The organism is Scandinavium goeteborgense (assembly GCF_003935895.2).
GTDB classification, from domain to species: Bacteria; Pseudomonadota; Gammaproteobacteria; order Enterobacterales; family Enterobacteriaceae; genus Scandinavium; species Scandinavium goeteborgense.
Window position 1 is genome coordinate 3,934,812 of the sequence record NZ_CP054058.1, and the last position, 17,398, is coordinate 3,952,209.

General features: G+C 55.8%; 15 protein-coding genes. 6 read left to right on the plus strand and 9 right to left on the minus strand.

Annotated features, from left to right (window positions below; genetic code table 11):
• The first annotated feature begins 25 nt into the window (after window positions 1–25).
• Window positions 26–541, plus strand: a complete 516-nt coding sequence (gene yjjX / locus A8O29_RS19580; protein ID WP_125354025.1) for an inosine/xanthosine triphosphatase — start codon at window positions 26–28, stop codon at window positions 539–541.
• Here the strand turns inward: yjjX and trpR are convergent.
• Window positions 532–861, minus strand: coding sequence for a trp operon repressor (trpR, locus tag A8O29_RS19585; RefSeq protein ID WP_125354026.1), 330 nt, complete (start codon window positions 859–861; stop codon window positions 532–534). The genes yjjX and trpR overlap by 10 nt on opposite strands.
• 88 nt (window positions 862–949) lie before the next feature.
• Entirely contained in the window at window positions 950–2,887 is a 1,938-nt protein-coding gene (gene sltY / locus A8O29_RS19590; protein WP_125354027.1) for a murein transglycosylase, read from the minus strand.
• 242 nt (window positions 2,888–3,129) lie between these two features.
• Here sltY and ettA point away from each other — a divergent pair, with 242 nt between their 5' ends.
• Entirely contained in the window at window positions 3,130–4,797 is a 1,668-nt protein-coding gene (gene ettA, locus A8O29_RS19595) for an energy-dependent translational throttle protein EttA (protein WP_125354028.1), read from the plus strand.
• Between the two features lie 80 nt (window positions 4,798–4,877).
• On the opposite strand, the gene nadR is transcribed toward ettA, so the two are convergent.
• The 3 genes from nadR to serB all read right to left on the minus strand — a co-directional run bounded on the left by nadR (window position 4,878) and on the right by serB (window position 8,608).
• Entirely contained in the window at window positions 4,878–6,110 is a 1,233-nt protein-coding gene (gene nadR, locus A8O29_RS19600; protein WP_110510687.1) for a multifunctional transcriptional regulator/nicotinamide-nucleotide adenylyltransferase/ribosylnicotinamide kinase NadR, read from the minus strand.
• 134 nt (window positions 6,111–6,244) lie between these two features.
• Complete coding sequence (radA, locus tag A8O29_RS19605; protein ID WP_110510686.1) at window positions 6,245–7,627, minus strand: DNA repair protein RadA; 1,383 nt, start codon at window positions 7,625–7,627, stop codon at window positions 6,245–6,247.
• A 9-nt stretch (window positions 7,628–7,636) separates the two neighbouring features.
• Window positions 7,637–8,608, minus strand: coding sequence for a phosphoserine phosphatase (gene serB, locus A8O29_RS19610; protein WP_125354029.1), 972 nt, complete (start codon window positions 8,606–8,608; stop codon window positions 7,637–7,639).
• Window positions 8,609–8,711: 103 nt separating this feature from the next.
• On the opposite strand from serB, the gene A8O29_RS19615 reads away from it, so the two are divergent.
• Both A8O29_RS19615 and lplA read left to right on the plus strand, forming a co-directional pair.
• Window positions 8,712–9,359 carry a YtjB family periplasmic protein gene (locus tag A8O29_RS19615; RefSeq protein ID WP_125354030.1) on the plus strand — a complete coding sequence of 216 codons (648 nt, stop codon included), beginning with the start codon at window positions 8,712–8,714 and terminating at the stop codon, window positions 9,357–9,359.
• A gap of 36 nt (window positions 9,360–9,395) precedes the next feature.
• Window positions 9,396–10,412 carry a lipoate--protein ligase gene (gene lplA / locus A8O29_RS19620; protein ID WP_125354031.1) on the plus strand — a complete coding sequence of 339 codons (1,017 nt, stop codon included), beginning with the start codon at window positions 9,396–9,398 and terminating at the stop codon, window positions 10,410–10,412.
• Between the two features lie 85 nt (window positions 10,413–10,497).
• On the opposite strand, the gene deoD is transcribed toward lplA, so the two are convergent.
• The 4 genes from deoD to deoC form a co-directional block, all read right to left on the minus strand.
• A complete protein-coding gene (deoD, locus tag A8O29_RS19625) occupies window positions 10,498–11,220 on the minus strand; it encodes a purine-nucleoside phosphorylase (RefSeq protein ID WP_095280675.1) in 723 nt (240 codons plus the stop codon).
• Window positions 11,221–11,312: 92 nt separating this feature from the next.
• Window positions 11,313–12,536, minus strand: a complete 1,224-nt coding sequence (deoB, locus tag A8O29_RS19630) for a phosphopentomutase (RefSeq protein WP_125354032.1) — start codon at window positions 12,534–12,536, stop codon at window positions 11,313–11,315.
• A gap of 51 nt (window positions 12,537–12,587) precedes the next feature.
• Window positions 12,588–13,910 (minus strand): thymidine phosphorylase, encoded by a 1,323-nt coding sequence (gene deoA, locus A8O29_RS19635; RefSeq protein ID WP_125354033.1) that lies wholly within the window; start codon window positions 13,908–13,910, stop codon window positions 12,588–12,590.
• A 107-nt stretch (window positions 13,911–14,017) separates the two neighbouring features.
• Complete coding sequence (deoC, locus tag A8O29_RS19640; RefSeq protein WP_125354034.1) at window positions 14,018–14,797, minus strand: deoxyribose-phosphate aldolase; 780 nt, start codon at window positions 14,795–14,797, stop codon at window positions 14,018–14,020.
• Window positions 14,798–15,024: 227 nt separating this feature from the next.
• Here deoC and A8O29_RS19645 point away from each other — a divergent pair, with 227 nt between their 5' ends.
• Both A8O29_RS19645 and A8O29_RS19650 read left to right on the plus strand, forming a co-directional pair.
• Window positions 15,025–16,563 carry a YjjI family glycine radical enzyme gene (locus tag A8O29_RS19645; protein WP_125354035.1) on the plus strand — a complete coding sequence of 513 codons (1,539 nt, stop codon included), beginning with the start codon at window positions 15,025–15,027 and terminating at the stop codon, window positions 16,561–16,563.
• Complete coding sequence (locus A8O29_RS19650; protein WP_174081400.1) at window positions 16,535–17,398, plus strand: YjjW family glycine radical enzyme activase; 864 nt, start codon at window positions 16,535–16,537, stop codon at window positions 17,396–17,398. Before A8O29_RS19645 ends, A8O29_RS19650 begins: the two co-directional genes overlap by 29 nt.

Consider the following 17,398-nt stretch of genomic DNA (forward strand, 5'->3'; position numbering starts at 1 on the left):
AATTTTTTTCGTAAGTGTACTGATTATGCACAAGGTTGTCTCAGCTACCACCAATCCCGCCAAAATTAAGGCTATTCTGCAGGCTTTTAACGAGATCTTCGGCGAAGGCTCCTGCCATATTGACGCCGTTTCCGTCGAGAGCGGTGTGCCAGAACAACCCCTCGGAAATGAGGAAACGCGCGCTGGCGCACGAAATCGCGTGCAAAATGCCCGACTCGTCCGACCAGACGCTGACTTTTGGGTGGCGATTGAAGCAGGTATCGACGAAGGCAGCACCTTCAGTTGGGTGGTGATTGAAACGCGTGAACAGCGCGGCGAAGCCCGTTCAGCCACACTGCCGCTGCCCGCGGTTATCCTTGAGCGCGTTGGCGCAGGCGATGCCCTCGGACCGGTGATGTCACACTATACCGGTATCGATGAGATTGGCCGTAAAGAGGGGGCGATTGGCGTGTTTACTGCGGGCAAATTGACCCGCAGCAGTGTCTATCATCAGGCGGTGATTCTGGCACTCAGTCCTTTTCACAACGCCGTTTATCGGTGAGTTTCCGGCAGCGTCTGTTCCAGCCACTGACGCAGTTCAGCAGGCGCTGACTTCAGGCTGTTCGAGCCGCGGGTGATGGTTGCGATACCCGCGCCCAGTTCGCTTTTCAGCTCACGCTGGCTCATCTCTCCGCGCAGTAATTCTTCGATAATTCGCACGCGCGTACCCAGCGCTTCGCGCTCGTCCGGCGTCATCATCAAATTTAAAAGCGGCAGATCCAGGTCAGCGGCAAATGCCTGACGCATCAGTTCCACAAAGCGTAGCCACTCCTGGTGGCGCTGTTCCGCATTTGCGGCTGAGTAAGGGGATTGTTGGGTCATGTTACGCCACCATGTTGGGGCGGATGGCACAAGGCCATCCGCCGAATGTACTCTTTAACGAGTACAAGCATAACATACTCTCAGCGGATCAGTAACGCTGCTTCCATTCGTCATCGGTGAGGATTTGCGTTTTATCGCCCATGAAATAGCGATAATAAGCGTCGTACGCCAGCACGTTCTTCACATAGCCGCGTGTTTCAGAGAACGGAATGCTCTCGACAAACGCCGTCGCGTTGATGCGCCCTGCGCTGTTGCCCTGCCAGGTTCTGACCCGGCCCGGACCGGCGTTATACGCCGCTGACGCATAGATGCGGTTGTTACCAAACTGCTGATAAACGTATTGCAGATAGCTGGTGCCGATATTGATGTTAGTCTCCGGATCCAACAGCTGACTGGCGCTGTTGTAGCCCGGAATCGAAAACATCTTCACCGTATGCGTCGCGGTACCCGGCATGATTTGCATCAGCCCGGTCGCGCCGACCGGTGAACGGACTTTCGGGTTCCAGGCACTTTCCTGACGAGCAATCGCCATCGCATAGCTTTTGGAGATGTCTTTATCGCCGGTGTAGCGCACAAACAAATCTTTGTACGCCAGCGGGAAACGCTCTTTGAGGTTATCCCACAGCTTCCCGGAAATCGTCGCCTGCACGCTGAGATCCCACCAGTCCTGGTCGAAAGCGTATTTCGCCAGCTGCCCTTGTTCGGTACGGGTGCGGCTACTCACCAGATTCGCCCATTCGCTGCGCGCGGTGTTATCCAGATTCCAGTACATCAGCTCCCGCACACGGGCCATTTCTGGGCTATTGACCAACAGCGGAGCCACTGTGCCTTCCGGTTTTTCGACGCGAATCGAGTAGTCTTCACCCAGACGCTGCGCCGCCACCATCGGATAGAAACCGCGCTGCTGCATCAGGGAATGCAGAATATCTTTCGCTTCCTGCTCACGACCGCGATCCATCAACAGATCAGCCTGCCAGTAGCGCCATTCGTCTTTATCTTTGGCTTCCATTGGCAGACGCGCCAGCCAGGTGTTCAGCCCGCGACGGTCGCCATTGCCAATCGCCATCCGCACGCGACGCTCGACCAGCGAGGTCGATTCAGAACGCATGATGGCGTCATCACGCCATTGCGCCTGCTCAGCCGTGATGTCGTTGCCCATCAAACGCCAGGCGACGATATCGCGCAGATCCTGCGTCTGACTCTCATTGAGTTTCTGCGCCTCAACCAGTTGCGGGATCAACAAACGCGCATTTTCTACATCCTGACGCGCGACACTGGTAAACGCCACCGCCGCCATCTTGCGGGTGAAATCAGTCGCACCGGTGCTTTGCGCGAAGCTCAGCACGCTGTTCGGATTGTTTGCTAGGCTTATCACCGCCGCGGAAATGGTCTGGTAATCCGTCGGCATTTGATTGGCAAGCGAGATAACCAGGCTTGTATTCCCGGCCTGCATCGCCAGGCGAATCCGTTCCAGATACGCCAGCGGATCCTGGGTCCCGGACGCACGCCAGGCGCTGAATAAAGGATCGCAGGCGTTAGGCTGGCTCTTACCCGTCAGCCACAGTGTTTTTGCGCCATCCCAGGCATCCTGAGTCTGGCCGACGTTATATTTTGCGTAATAGTAGTTACATTGCGCTTCGGTGGTGCCGGGTTTATCAGGGCTGAACGCCAGCAGGCCACGCCAGTCTTCACGGCGCGCCAGTTCATTCACAAAGCGGTTTTTCAGGGTCCGCGCGGACGGCAGGGTCGGATTGGCCTGCACGAACTGGGTCACACTGACCGCCGGTTCGTTCATCAGATCGTCAGTCAGCTGACGGTATTCGAGATAGGGATAGAGCGGATAGTCTTTCAGGGTCGGCATCAGTTGATCAACGACATCCATCTGATGGTTATCCCACGCCTGTCTAATCTGGGAATAGCGACTGCGTTGTTCATCCAGTGAATCAGCGTGAACTGCACTGCTGACCGTAAACAGGCAGACGCCAGCAGCCAGAAGACGCCACGTCATGGGTGTAGCTTTTTCCACATGCGCTCCTTAGAAAATTGTGTCAATGCAGCATCATGCCGCGTAAAAAAGCCGTGTCCGGTGATTATCTTTCCGTAGCGGATCCTCTCTTTATGCTAACCAGACAACGGTGATTGCGCCACGTTATGAACACTTTTTTACCTTTACTGTTATCACGATCGCCTGGCTGGGATTAGCGTTGGAAAAAGGCTACACTTCGCCTTTGACTCCTTATCATCAAAATAAAAGAGGCGAAGTCCAACGTGGCTCAATTCGTTTATACCATGCATCGCGTCGGTAAAGTGGTCCCGCCGAAGCGTCATATTCTGAAAAACATCTCTCTGAGTTTCTTCCCTGGCGCAAAAATCGGTGTACTGGGCCTGAACGGTGCCGGTAAATCCACCCTGTTGCGCATCATGGCCGGTATCGATACCGACATTGAAGGCGAAGCGCGTCCGCAGCCTGGTACCAAAATTGGTTACCTGCCGCAGGAGCCGAAACTCAACCCGGAACAAACCGTTCGCGAATCCGTCGAAGAAGCCGTTTCTGAAGTGGTTAACGCCCTGAAAGGTCTCGACGAAGTCTATGCGAAATATGCTGAACCAGATGCCGATTTCGACAAACTGGCCGCTCAGCAAGGCAAGTTCGAAGAAATCATTCAGGCGCACGACGGTCACAACCTGAACGTGCAGCTTGAGCGCGCCGCAGATGCGCTGCGTCTGCCAGACTGGGATGCGAAAATCGAAAACCTGTCCGGTGGTGAGCGCCGCCGTGTGGCCCTGTGCCGCCTGCTGCTCGAAAAACCAGATATGCTGCTGCTCGACGAACCGACCAACCACCTGGACGCCGAGTCCGTGGCCTGGCTGGAACGCTTCCTGCACGACTTCGAAGGCACCGTGGTGGCCATCACCCACGACCGTTACTTCCTCGACAACGTGGCGGGCTGGATCCTCGAACTGGACCGCGGCGAAGGCATTCCATGGGAAGGCAACTACTCTTCCTGGCTTGAGCAGAAAGATCAGCGTCTGGCGCAGGAAGCGTCTTCAGAAGCCGCTCGTCGTAAATCTATCGAGAAAGAGCTGGAGTGGGTACGTCAGGGCGCGAAAGGCCGTCAGTCTAAGGGCAAAGCCCGTCTGGCACGCTTTGAAGAACTCAACAATACCGAATACCAGAAACGTAACGAAACCAACGAACTGTTTATTCCACCAGGAGCACGTCTGGGGGATAAAGTGGTTGAAGTCAGCAACCTGCGTAAATCCTACGGCGAGCGTCTGCTGATTGAAGACCTGACCTTCTCCGTGCCGAAAGGCGCGATTGTCGGGATCATCGGCCCGAACGGCGCGGGTAAATCTACCCTGTTCCGTATGATGTCAGGCCAGGAACAGCCGGACAGCGGCAGCATCACCTTGGGTGAAACGGTGAAACTGGCATCCGTTGACCAGTTCCGCGACGCCATGGACAACAGCAAAACCGTGTGGGAAGAAGTGTCTGGCGGCCTGGATATCATGAAGGTTGGCAACACCGAAATGCCTAGCCGCGCCTACGTTGGCCGCTTTAACTTCAAGGGCACCGACCAGGGCAAACGCGTTGGCGAACTGTCCGGTGGTGAGCGTGGTCGTCTGCATCTGGCGAAACTGCTGCAGGTCGGCGGGAACGTGTTGCTGCTCGATGAACCGACCAACGACCTGGATATCGAAACCCTGCGCGCGCTGGAAAACGCCCTGCTGGAGTTCCCGGGCTGCGCCATGGTTATTTCCCACGACCGTTGGTTCCTTGACCGTATTGCTACTCACATTCTGGATTACCAGGATGAAGGTAAAGTGGAATTCTTCGAAGGTAACTTTACCGAGTACGAAGAGTACAAGAAACGCACCCTCGGCGCAGATGCGCTGGAGCCGAAGCGTATCAAGTACAAGCGTATTTCGAAGTAATTTTGCGGTGTGATGCCCTTTCCCGTTGGAAAGGGTGAAATGACAAAACCGGGCAGCTTTCACAGCGCCCGGTTTTTTGTTTAGCCCTGCTCGCCCATCATCTGCTTCACCAGCTCAACACACCGCAGGAAGCGGGCGTCATAATCTGACTCTTCAACGTGAACGTACTCAATGTTGTTCTCTTTGAGCATATCGACCAGCATGGTCTGAAACTCTTTTCTGTCCACCGAACTGCCCAGGCTTCGCAGGCCATCGGCGACCCACGGGGTATTATTTTCCAGCACGATAACCAGGTCAAAACGGTATTCGTCGATCAACGCCTGCACGAACGGATGCTCGCGGCCTTCGTATTTCTTGCAGAAAGCCTGGGTGGTCACAAAGTCGGTATCAATAAACGCCACTTTATTGGCGTACTTCACCGCAAAATCAATGTACTGCGCATGACCCAGCGCGATTTTGTCGTAGTCAGAATACTGCAATGCCATCTCGTCGCCGCCCAGATGGGAGAAGACGTAATCACGGCCATATTCCCAGGCACTGGTGGTGTTGAAGATGTTGGCGAGTTTGTTCACCATCATCGACTTACCGCTGGATTCACCGCCTAAAATAGCCACCGTGCGCACGAAGAATGGCTTCACTTCGGTCGGAATGTATTCCCAGTAGCGCGATGGGTTCTCACGAATTTGCGCCCCGCTGATGTTCATGAACGTGCGCTGCGGATCGATAAGCACGGTTTCGATCCCAAGGTGCTCGCGGAACTGAGGGGCATCGGCTTCTTCGGAGGTGTAAATCCAGTTCGGCTCAATCCCCTTCTCTTCCATAAACGCTTTGATACCATTGCTCCAGACGTCCCAGCCGTGCGGATACGGTTCCATGCCCTCTTCGTTAAAGGCGTGAATGCGGATGTTTTTCTGATACTTGAAGGTTTGCAGCAACCAGCGCAAACGGTCAGACACCGTCGGCTGCTGCGACATCGCGCTGTCTTCAAACAGCGCCCGATCGCGCTTTTCGTCGTAGCCCATGATCACATGCAGCTCGTCGACCTGGCTTCCGGCGCGCTGAAGCAGGTAGATATGACCGGTGTGCAGCGGATAGAATTTGCCGAACACGACGCCGACACTTTTCTGCTGACGTGGAAACTCCAGCCCCAGAAAACGGTGCAGCGCTTCCAGTTTCTGCGCGCTCGGACTTTTGATTTTGGCGTTCAGAAGCTGGCTAAGGTAGCCCTTGGTCATCCCGCTGGCGTCCGCCACCTGCTGCAGCGTGCAGCCTTTCTGGCGAATCGCGGTTTTAATGTAATCGAATGATGACAAAGGAGCCTCCTGCTGATGATCTCTCCCGGATTAGCCGGGCACATGTAAAAATCCCCTTTGGATTTCGGGTGGCAGGAAGGCGGCAAGCAAACGTAGCCCACACACCTGCCGCCGGAAAGACGACGGGGATTTTATTATAAGTCGTCAAAGACGTTTAGCGCATCGGAAAGCTTCTTCACACCAAAGACCTTCATCCCTTCCGGTACTTTTTTCGGCACGTTGGCGGCGGGCACAATCGCCCGACGGAAGCCGTGTTTGGCTGCCTCGGAGATACGCTCCTGGCCGCTCGGCACCGGGCGAATCTCACCCGAAAGCCCAACTTCGCCAAATACCACCAAATCCTGCGGCAGCGGTCTGTCGCGCAGGCTGGAGACCATCGCCATCAGCAGCGCCAGGTCGGCACTGGTTTCGGTGACTTTAACGCCCCCGACCACATTGACGAACACGTCCTGATCGAACATCTGCAAGCCGCCGTGGCGATGCAGCACCGCCAGCAGAATCGAAAGTCGGTTCTGCTCCAGACCGACCGCGACACGGCGCGGGTTGCCCATCATTGACTGATCGACCAGCGCCTGAATTTCTACCAGCAGCGGGCGCGTGCCTTCCCAGACCACCATCACCGAGCTGCCGGACGTCACTTCATCTCCACGGCTCAAGAAAATGGCCGACGGGTTGCTGACTTCGCGCAGCCCTTGCTCGGTCATGGCGAACACGCCGAGTTCGTTCACCGCGCCGAAGCGGTTTTTATGGCTGCGCAGCGTGCGGAAACGGGAATCGGCATCGCCGTCCAGCAGTACGGAACAGTCGATGCAGTGCTCCAGCACTTTTGGACCGGCCAGCGAGCCATCTTTCGTGACATGGCCGACCATGATGATCGCCACGCCGCGGGTTTTGGCAAAGCGTGTTAAATAGGCCGCACTCTCACGAACCTGCGCCACGCTGCCCGGCGACGACTGAACGTCCGCCATGTGCATCACCTGGATGGAGTCGATAACCATCAGCTTCGGCTTTTCTTCTTCAGCAATCTGGCAAATCTGCTCAATGCTGGTTTCCGACAGCATATTGAGGTTCGACGCTGGTAAACCGAGGCGGTGCGCACGCATGGCAACCTGCTGTAAGGACTCTTCACCGGTCACGTACAGGGTTTTCATGTTTTCACTGAGCAGGCACAGCGTTTGCAGCAACAGCGTGGATTTACCCGCGCCAGGGTTACCGCCTATCAGGATTGCACTGCCGGGCACCACGCCGCCGCCGAGAACGCGGTCGAACTCTTTAAAACCGGTGGAAAAACGCGGCAGCTCTTCAAGGCTGATTTCGGACAGCTTCTGCACTTTCGATACGCCGGACGCCCCCGCGTATCCACTCAGACGCTCATTGCGTGCCACGGTGGGCGAAGCGGCAATGCGCATCTCGGTAATGGTGTTCCAGGCATGACAGGCGCTGCACTGTCCCTGCCAACGCGGATAATCCGCGCCACACTCGTTACAGACAAACGCGCGTTTAGGTGCTTTCGCCACAATAACCTCTTACTTTTGATTCATGCTGCCGGAGAGAATGCAGAACACGCCCATCAGGTCAGCGTGACGGATAGTGATTTCCGTCTGCTCGTTAACTTTCGGTTTGGCATGATAGGCGATGCCCAACCCCGCCGCTTTGATCATCGGCAGGTCGTTGGCACCGTCGCCAATTGCCACGGTCTGCGCCGTCGGGATTTCATACGTTTCGGCCAGACTGTTGAGAGTGTTGGCTTTATACTTCGCATCCACGATGTCGCCGGTAACATTACCGGTCAGCACACCGTCACGAATTTCCAGCTCATTGGCCACCGCCGCCGTCAGACGCAGTTTGTCCTTCAGATAATCAGCAAAGAAGGTAAAACCGCCGGAGGCAATCGCCACTTTCCAGCCCAGCGTTTCCAGCTTCAGCACCAGTTGGGTCAGACCCGGCATCAGCGGAAGTGTGTCGCGAACCTGGCGCAGAATGTTCGCATCGGCGCCTTTCAGCGTGGCGACGCGCTGGCGAAGACTGGCGGTGAAATCCAGCTCACCGCGCATGGCACGCTCGGTCACTTCAGAGACCAGCTCACCGGTGCCCGCCAGCTTGGCAATTTCATCAATGCATTCGATCTGGATTGCCGTGGAATCCATGTCCATCACCAGCAGACCCGGGGTGCGCAGATGCGGGATTTTCCCCAGCGGCGCCACGTCCAGCCCGTCGTCATGCGCCAGGCGCGTCGCCCGCGGCGTCAATGAACCCGCCAGGCGAATGACCTGATAATCTTCAACACACCATGCGGCAACAATCACCATCGCCGCACCCAGCTTGTGCTGATAATCGGTCAGGCGCTGCTTATCGAGACGACGGCCATACAGCAGCCAGCCGCTACGTCCGGCATGGTAATCCAGCGGCATGACTTCATCACCGCTTAAAGACAGCGGCAGCCCAGGCCAGAAGGAGACATCGTCAGGCAGGTCGCACCAGGTCAGACTGTTCGGCATTACAGCTCCAGTAATCGAGATTTGAGCAGGAAAATAACGCATGAGGCTACCTTGTATCCAGCGCTTCTGGCAACATTAAGCTGCAAATTTTCAAAGGTGGAATATGGTTCGCGCAAAACTGAAATTTCGGCTGCATCGCGCCGTGATCGTCCTTATCTGTCTCGCTCTGCTGGTTGCCCTGATGCAAGGGGCGTCGTGGTTTAGTCAAAGCCACCAGCGGCAGCGTAATCCTCAGATGGAAGAACTGGCCCGCACACTCGCCCATCAGGTCACGCTGAACCTGGCGCCACTCATGCGTTCAGAGACGCCTGATGAGAAGAAAATCAATCAGTTGCTGACGCAGCTGACCACCAGCAGTCGTCTTCTGGATGCCAGTGTCTATGACGAACAAGGCGATTTGATCTCTCACGCCGGAGAAAGCGTGAACGTTCGAGACAGACTGGCGCTCGACGGTAAAAAAGCTGGGGGGTATTTCAACCAGCAACTCGTCGAACCCATTCAAGGGAAGAATGAACCGCTCGGTTACCTGCGGCTGACGCTAGACACCCATACGCTGGCGACGGAAGCTAAGCAGGTGGATAACACCACCAACATATTACGCCTGATGCTGCTACTATCGCTGGCGATCGGCGTGGTGTTGACCCGTACGCTGCTGCAAGGCAAACGCACCCGCTGGCAGCAATCCCCGTTCCTGCTGACGGCCAGCAAGTCTGTGCCGGAAGAGGATGAAGGCGAAAAGAATGATAAGTGATAGATTATGTGAATCATTAAAGAAAGGAAATCTGCCATGTCTACGCTGCGTTTGCTCATCTCTGATTCATACGATCCGTGGTTCAATCTGGCGGTGGAAGAGTGTATTTTCCGCCAGATGCCCGCCACCCAACGCGTACTGTTCCTGTGGCGCAACGCGGATACCGTGGTCATTGGCCGGGCGCAAAACCCGTGGAAAGAGTGCAATACGCGGCGCATGGAAGAGGACAACGTGCGCCTTGCGCGTCGCAGTAGCGGCGGCGGCGCGGTGTTTCACGACCTCGGTAATACCTGCTTTACCTTTATGGCAGGCAAGCCGGAATACGATAAAACCATCTCGACCCATATCGTCCTGGATGCCCTGAATTCATTGGGCGTGGAAGCTGAAGCCTCCGGACGTAACGATTTAGTCGTCAAAACTCAGGACGGCGATCGCAAAGTCTCAGGCTCTGCCTATCGCGAAACGATGGATCGCGGTTTTCATCACGGCACGTTGCTGCTGAATGCCGACCTTAGCCGTCTGGCAAATTACCTGAATCCGGATAAGAAAAAGCTGCAGGCGAAAGGCATCACTTCCGTACGCGGCCGGGTGGCAAACCTGACTGAATTGCTGCCTGGTATTACGCATCAGCAAATTTGCGCTGCGGTAACCGAGGCATTCTTCAATCACTACGGCGAGCAGGTTGAAGCCGAGGTGATTTCCCCGGATAAAACGCCGGATTTGCCTAACTTCGCGGAAACCTTTGCCCGTCAAAGCAGTTGGGAATGGAATTTCGGCCAGGCACCGTCGTTCTCGCATCTGCTGGATGAGCGCTTTACCTGGGGCGGCGTCGAGCTGCATTTTGACGTAGAGAAAGGCCATATCACCCGCACGCAGGTCTTTACCGACAGCCTGAACCCTGCCCCACTCGAAGCCCTTGCGGCACGCTTACAAGGCAGCCTGTATCGGGCAGAGAATCTGCAACAGGAATGTGACGCGCTGTTAGTGGATTTCCCCGAACAGGAAAAAGAGCTGCGGGAATTGTCGGAGTGGATAGCGAAAGCGGTGAGATAATGAAAATGTCCGCTGGCGCTACGCTTAGCGGACCGACAAACGCGTAGGCCGGGTCAGGCGTCGCCGCCACCCGGCACAACGAGGTTTACTCTTTATCGCCCAGCAGTACGGATTCCAGCGCGATTTTGATCATGTCGTTAAACGTGGTCTGACGCTCAGCGGCGGTGGTCTGCTCGTGAGTACGGATATGGTCAGACACGGTGCAGATAGTCAGCGCTTTCGCACCAAACTCAGCCGCAACGCCGTAGATACCGGCCGCTTCCATTTCCACGCCCAGGATGCCGTATTTTTCCATTACGTCGAACATTTCGCCGCCGTCCGGGGAATAGAACAGGTCAGCTGAGAAGATGTTACCGACGCGCGCATCAACGCCCAGCGCTTTCGCTGCATCAACGGCGTTACGCACCATGCCGAAGTCAGCAATCGCCGCGAAATCGTGATCTTTGAAACGCATGCGGTTTACTTTGGAATCGGTGCAGGCACCCATGCCGATAACCACGTCACGCAGTTTAACGTCCATGCGCACAGCGCCACAGGAACCCACGCGGATGATTTTCTTCACGCCGAAATCGGTGATCAGCTCTTTGGTGTAGATGGAGCAGGACGGGATACCCATGCCGTGACCCATGACGGAAATTTTACGGCCTTTATAGGTCCCGGTGAAACCCAACATGCCGCGTACGTTGTTCACTTCGCGGACATCTTCAAGGAAGGTTTCAGCAATGTGCTTCGCACGCAGCGGATCGCCAGGCATCAGTACGACGTCTGCGAAATCACCCATTTCTGCGTTAATGTGTGGAGTGGCCATCATTATTTCCTTTTTATGTTTAATTCACCGGGTTGCGCACCCGGTTAACCTAACCGTAGGCCCGGCAAGCCTCGCGCCGCCGGGCAATCCCATCACAGCATATTTTTGCCGTAGTCCATTGCCGAAGTACCGAAGTACGTCGCCAGTGTCTGGCCGATATCCGCGAAGGTTTCGCGATGGCCCAGAGAACCTGCTTTCACTTTCGGGCCATACACCAGCACCGGAATGTGTTCACGGGTGTGGTCCGTACCGGTCCAGGTCGGGTCGCAGCCGTGGTCAGCGGTGAGAATGATGATGTCATCTTCACCCAGCAACTCCAGTAGCTCAGGCAGACGGCGGTCGAACAGTTCCAGACCCGCAGCATAACCCGCCACATCGCGACGGTGACCCCATGAGGAGTCGAAATCGACGAAGTTAGTGAAGACAATCGTGTTGTCGCCTGCGACTTTCATCTCTTTGATGGTGGCATCAAACAGCGCGTCCAGACCGGTGGCTTTCACTTTTTTGGTGATGCCGCAGTTGGCGTAGATATCCGCGATTTTACCGACGGAAACCACATGGCCGTCTTTCTCATCGACCAGTTTTTGCAGCACGGTAGGCGCTGGCGGTTCAACGGCGAGATCGTGACGGTTACCGGTACGCTCGAAGTGACCTGCTTTATCACCAACGAACGGACGCGCAATCACGCGGCCAATGTTGTAGCCGCCTTCGGTCAGTTCTTCGCGTGCGATTTCACACAGCTCATACAACTTATCGAGACCGTAGGTTTCTTCGTGGCAGGCAATCTGGAACACAGAGTCAGCGGAGGTATAGAAAATCGGTTTGCCGGTTTTCATATGCTCTTCGCCCAGCTCGTCCAGAATCACGGTCCCGGAAGAGTGGCAGTTACCGAGGTAACCCGGCAGATTCGCGCGTTTCACCAGTTTGTCGAGCAGCTCCTGCGGGAAGCTGTTGTTGTGTTCCGGGAAATAGCCCCAGTCAAACAGCACAGGCACACCGGCAATTTCCCAGTGACCTGACGGCGTGTCTTTCCCGGAAGAAAGTTCGTGAGCCCAGCCGTATGCGCCAGTGACTTCAGCGTTGCCGTCCATGCCCGCGGCAACCTTGCCCGTCGAGCCTTCGTGAGCTTTCACCAGACCCAGACGGGTCAGGTTTGGCAGAGTCAGCGGGCCTTTACGGCCTTTGTCTGCTTCACCGTTTGCACAGGCCTCTGCGATATGGCCCATTGTGTCGGCCCCGACATCGCCGAAACGCTCTGCGTCTTCAGTGGCGCCGATACCAAAGGAGTCCAGCACCATAATAAATGCACGTTTCATATCTTCTCCGTACGTTTTGCGCTGCAAAAAAGCGATCAGATCAGTATACCGCTATTGTGTGATTCGACGATAGACCGTTGGGGTTTCTTTCGGCGCGCTATCGTCCAGTTTAATTGCCGCTTTCACGGCTTTTGCCGCTTCCTGCCAGCTTGCTTCATCTTTAGCGTGGATAACCGCCAGCGGACGCTGACCGTCAATGCTGTCGCCCAGGCGCGTCATGTCGGTAAAACCGACGCTGTAATCGAGTGCGTCAGAGGCCTGACGACGACCGCCGCCCATTGAAACGACCGCCATTCCCAGCGCGCGGGTGTCCATCGCGGACACGAAACCTTCGGTGTCAGCGTAAACCGCCTGGCTGAGCATCGCCGTCGGCAGGTATTTCGCGTAGTTTTCGACGAAATCGGTTGGGCCTTTCTGCGCGGCCACCATGCGACCAAAGATTTCCGCCGCTTTACCGTTATCCAGTACCGCCTGCAGTTTAGCGCGGGCTTCGGCTTCGTCTTTCGCCAGACGACCAGAAATCAGCATTTCCACGCACAGCGCCATGGTCACCTCGAACAGACGCGGATTGCGGTATTCGCCGGTGAGGAACTGCACGGCTTCACGCACTTCAACCGCATTGCCTGCGCTGGAGGCTAGCACCTGGTTCATGTCGGTCAGCAGTGCGGTGGTGCGCACGCCAGCCCCGTTGGACACGCCAACGATGGCTTCAGCCAGCGACTCAGAAAGTTCGTACGTTGGCATAAATGCGCCGCTACCGACTTTGACATCCATCACCAGCGCATCCAGCCCTTCGGCCAGTTTTTTTGCCAGAATGGACGCGGTGATAAGCGGAATGGAATCTACTGTCGCGGTGATGTCGCGGGTCGCATAAAAACGTTTATCCGCTGGCGCGAGAGAGCTGGTCTGCCCGATGATCGCCACGCCAACGTCTTTAATAATCTCGCGGAAACGGTTGTCGTCCGGGAAGATATCAAACCCCGGGATCGCTTCCAGTTTGTCGAGTGTGCCGCCGGTATGCCCCAGGCCGCGCCCGGAAATCATCGGCACGTAGCCGCCACAGGCCGCTACCATCGGGCCAAGCATCAATGACGTCACATCGCCCACGCCGCCGGTGGAATGCTTATCCACAATCGGCCCGTTTAAATTCAGGCTTTTCCAGTCAAGTACGGTTCCGGAATCCCGCATCGCCATGGTCAGCGAGACGCGCTCCGGCATGGACATGTCGTGGAAGAAAATGGTCATCGCCAGGGCGGCAATCTGCCCTTCCGACACGGTGTTATCACGGATGCCATTGATGAAGAAACGGATCTCTTCGTCACTCAGCGTGTGACCATCGCGTTTTTTACGAATAATTTCTTGTGCGAGAAACACGGTAACCCCCATGAGGAATTGGGTGAATGGTGGCGGGTGGCGCGAGGCTTACCCGCCCTACGATCCAGTAGGCCGGATAAACAAAGCGTCATCCGGCAATGTTTGACTTAATAAGCGCTGGCGCTCTTACCGTCGCCATGACCCAGTGCTTTCAGCAGGCTCGCGAGCAGGCTGGATGCACCAAAGCGGTAATGACGCGCATCGGCCCAGTCGGCACCGAACAGGTCATCAGCGATCGCCAGGAAGGTCTGCGCGTCTTCTGCAGTACGTACGCCGCCCGCAGGTTTGAAGCCAACGGTTTTTTCCACGCCCATATCACGAATCACTTCCATCATGATGCGCGCGCTTTCTGGGGTCGCGTTGACCGGCACTTTACCGGTAGAGGTTTTGATGAAATCGGCACCGGCTTTGATGGCGATTTCAGACGCTTTACGGATCAGTGCTTCTTCTTTCAGCTCACCGGTTTCGATGATCACTTTCAGCAGAATGTTCGCTGCCGCACAGGCATCTTTACAGGCTTTCACCAGGTCAAAGCCCACCTGCTCGTTACCGGCGATCAGCGCACGGTACGGGAACACCACGTCAACTTCGTCCGCGCCGTAAGCGATGGCTGCGCGGGTTTCTGCCAGCGCGATGTCGATGTCGTCGTTACCGTGTGGGAAGTTGGTGACAGTCGCGATACGCACGTCAGGCGTGCCCTGCGCGTTCAGGGTTTTACGCGCAATAGGGATAAAGCGCGGGTAAATGCAGATGGCCGCGGTATTGCCCACCGGGGTTTTCGCCTGATGGCACAGGGCGATAACTTTCGCGTCGGTATCATCATCGTTCAGGGTGGTCAGGTCCATCAGTTTTAACGCGCGCAGGCTGCTTGCAGTTAAATCGGTCATATTCTCTCCGGTGTGTAATTTTACCTTGCGGGTCTGTGACTATTTTAACACCGACCCAGCGTTTCACTTCGATCCCCATCACAGTTAATGAAACACAGATACAAATTTGCATTACTGTAATGAGATATTTATCACTCTTTTAAGCGACAGCGAGGGATATGGATCAAAAGCCCCGCCGACGCTTTTCTCTACAATGCCCTCATCGCCATCGCGTCTGAGGAACTTCTATGTCTGACTCTTTTGAGCAACGCTGCCAGAACATTGTGACCAGCAATACGTTGAGCCCCGAGCAAAAACGTCACTTCCTGGCACTCGAAGCAGAAAACGCTTTACCTTACCCAGAGCTATCAACTGAAGCCCGGACGGCGCTGGATGACGGCGTAATCTGCGACATGTTTGAGGGCCACGCTCCGTACAAACCACGTTACGTTCTGCCTGACTACGCCCGCTTCCTCGCCAACGGTTCAGAGTGGCTGGAGCTTGAAGGCGCGAAGGATTTGGACGACGCACTGTCGCTGCTCACGATTCTCTATCACCACGTGCCTTCGGTAACGTCGATGCCGGTTTACCTGGGGCATCTGGATACGATCCTTTCACCTTATGTTAAAATTCTAACACAAGACGAAATCGATATTCGAATAAAACGTTTCTGGCGTTATCTCGACAGAACCCTGCCGGATGCGTTTACCCATGTGAATATCGGCCCGGAAGATACCCCCGTCACGCGTGCCATTTTACGCGCCGATGCTGAATTGAAGCAGGTCGCGCCGAATCTGACGTTTATCTACGATCCCGAAATCACCCCGGATGATTTACTGCTGGAAGTGAGCAAAAACATTTGCGAGTGCAGTAAACCGCATATTTCTAACGGCCCAGTGAATGATAAAATTTTCACAAAAGGCCGTTACGGCGTGGTCAGTTGTTACAACTCGCTGCCGCTGGCTGGCGGAGGCAGCACGCTGGTGCGTCTCAACCTAAAAGAAATTGCGCTGCGAAGTGAGTCAGAAACCGACTTCCTCAGCCGCGTTTTGCCCTACTACTGCCAACAGCAAATCGACATCATTGATGCCCGCTGCGCGTTCCTCTACCAACAATCGCGCTTCTTTGAGAATAGCTTCCTGGTCGCAGAAGGGTTGATTGACCCACAGCGCTTTACGCCGATGTTCGGTATTTATGCCCTCGCCGAAGCCGTGAACGTGCTGTGTGAAAAAGCAGGCAGCCCGGCGCGCTACGGCCAGGATGATGCGGCTAATCAGCTGGCCTGGCGCATCAGCGCGCAATTGGCAGAATTTGTCGAAACGTCGCCGGTGAAATACGGCTGGCAGCAGCGCGCGTTGCTCCATGCGCAGTCGGGAATCAGTTCCGACAGCGGCACCACGCCGGGCGCGCGTATTCCTTACGGTAGCGAACCAGACCCGGTAAGCCATCTGCTAACCGTGGCCCCGCATCATGCGTTTTATCACGCCGGGATCAGCGACATTTTGACCCTCGATGAAACCATCAAACGTAACCCTCAGGCGGTGATGCAACTGTGTCTCGGGGCCTTTAACGCCGGGATGCGTGAGTTTTCCGCCAACGTGAGCGGCAATGACCTGGTGCGCGTCACCGGGTATATGGTGCGTCTCTCCGACCTGGAGAAATTCCGCAAGGAAGGTTCACGCACCAACACCACATGGCTCGGTGAAGAAGCCGCCCGCAACACCCGCATTCTGGAACGACAGCCGAGAGTCATCAGCCATGAGCAGCAGATGCGCTTTAGTCAGTAACATCATTCCTTTCTCCTGTGTCGACGGCCCCGGCAGCCGTCTGACGCTGTTTTTACAGGGCTGTAATTTGCACTGTAAAAGCTGCCACAACCCGTGGACTATCGGGCGCTGCAACGACTGCGGAGAGTGCGTGGCACCCTGCCCGCATCAGGCGCTGTCGATTCAGGACGGGCGCGTTGTCTGGCAGGAAGCAAACTGCCAGCAGTGCGATACCTGCCTGAAAAGTTGCCCACAGCAGGCCACGCCGATGGCACAAACGCTGTCGGTAGACGACATGCTCAAACACATCTCGCGCGCGGCGCCGTTTATCGAAGGGATCACCGTCAGCGGCGGCGAAGCAACCACCCAACTGCCGTTTATCATTGAGCTGTTTACGCAGCTCAAAAATTCCCCCGCGCTGAAACACCTTACCTGCCTGCTCGACAGCAATGGCGAACTGGGAATAAGCGGGTGGGAAAAGTTACGTCCCGTTTGTGACGGTGTGATGGTGGATTTAAAAGCGTGGGATGAAAACACCCATCAGGCGCTGACCGAACGCAGCAACACGCGTATTAAAGCGAGCATTAGCTGGCTGGCGGAACAGCATTTACTGGCGGAATTGCGTCTGCTGGTCATTCCGGACAGAACGGATTATCTGCCGTGTATTGAGCCATTGAGTGAATTTATTCGTTCGTTGGGAGAGGTGCCGGTGCGGCTGAATGCCTTTCATGCGCACGGGGTGTACGGCGAGGCGAAAACCTGGCGTAGCGCCCGCGCCGGGGACATTGAGCCACTGGCGCAGGCGCTGCAGGACCGGGGAATACAGCACATTATTCTCCCGGCGCTTTACTTATAA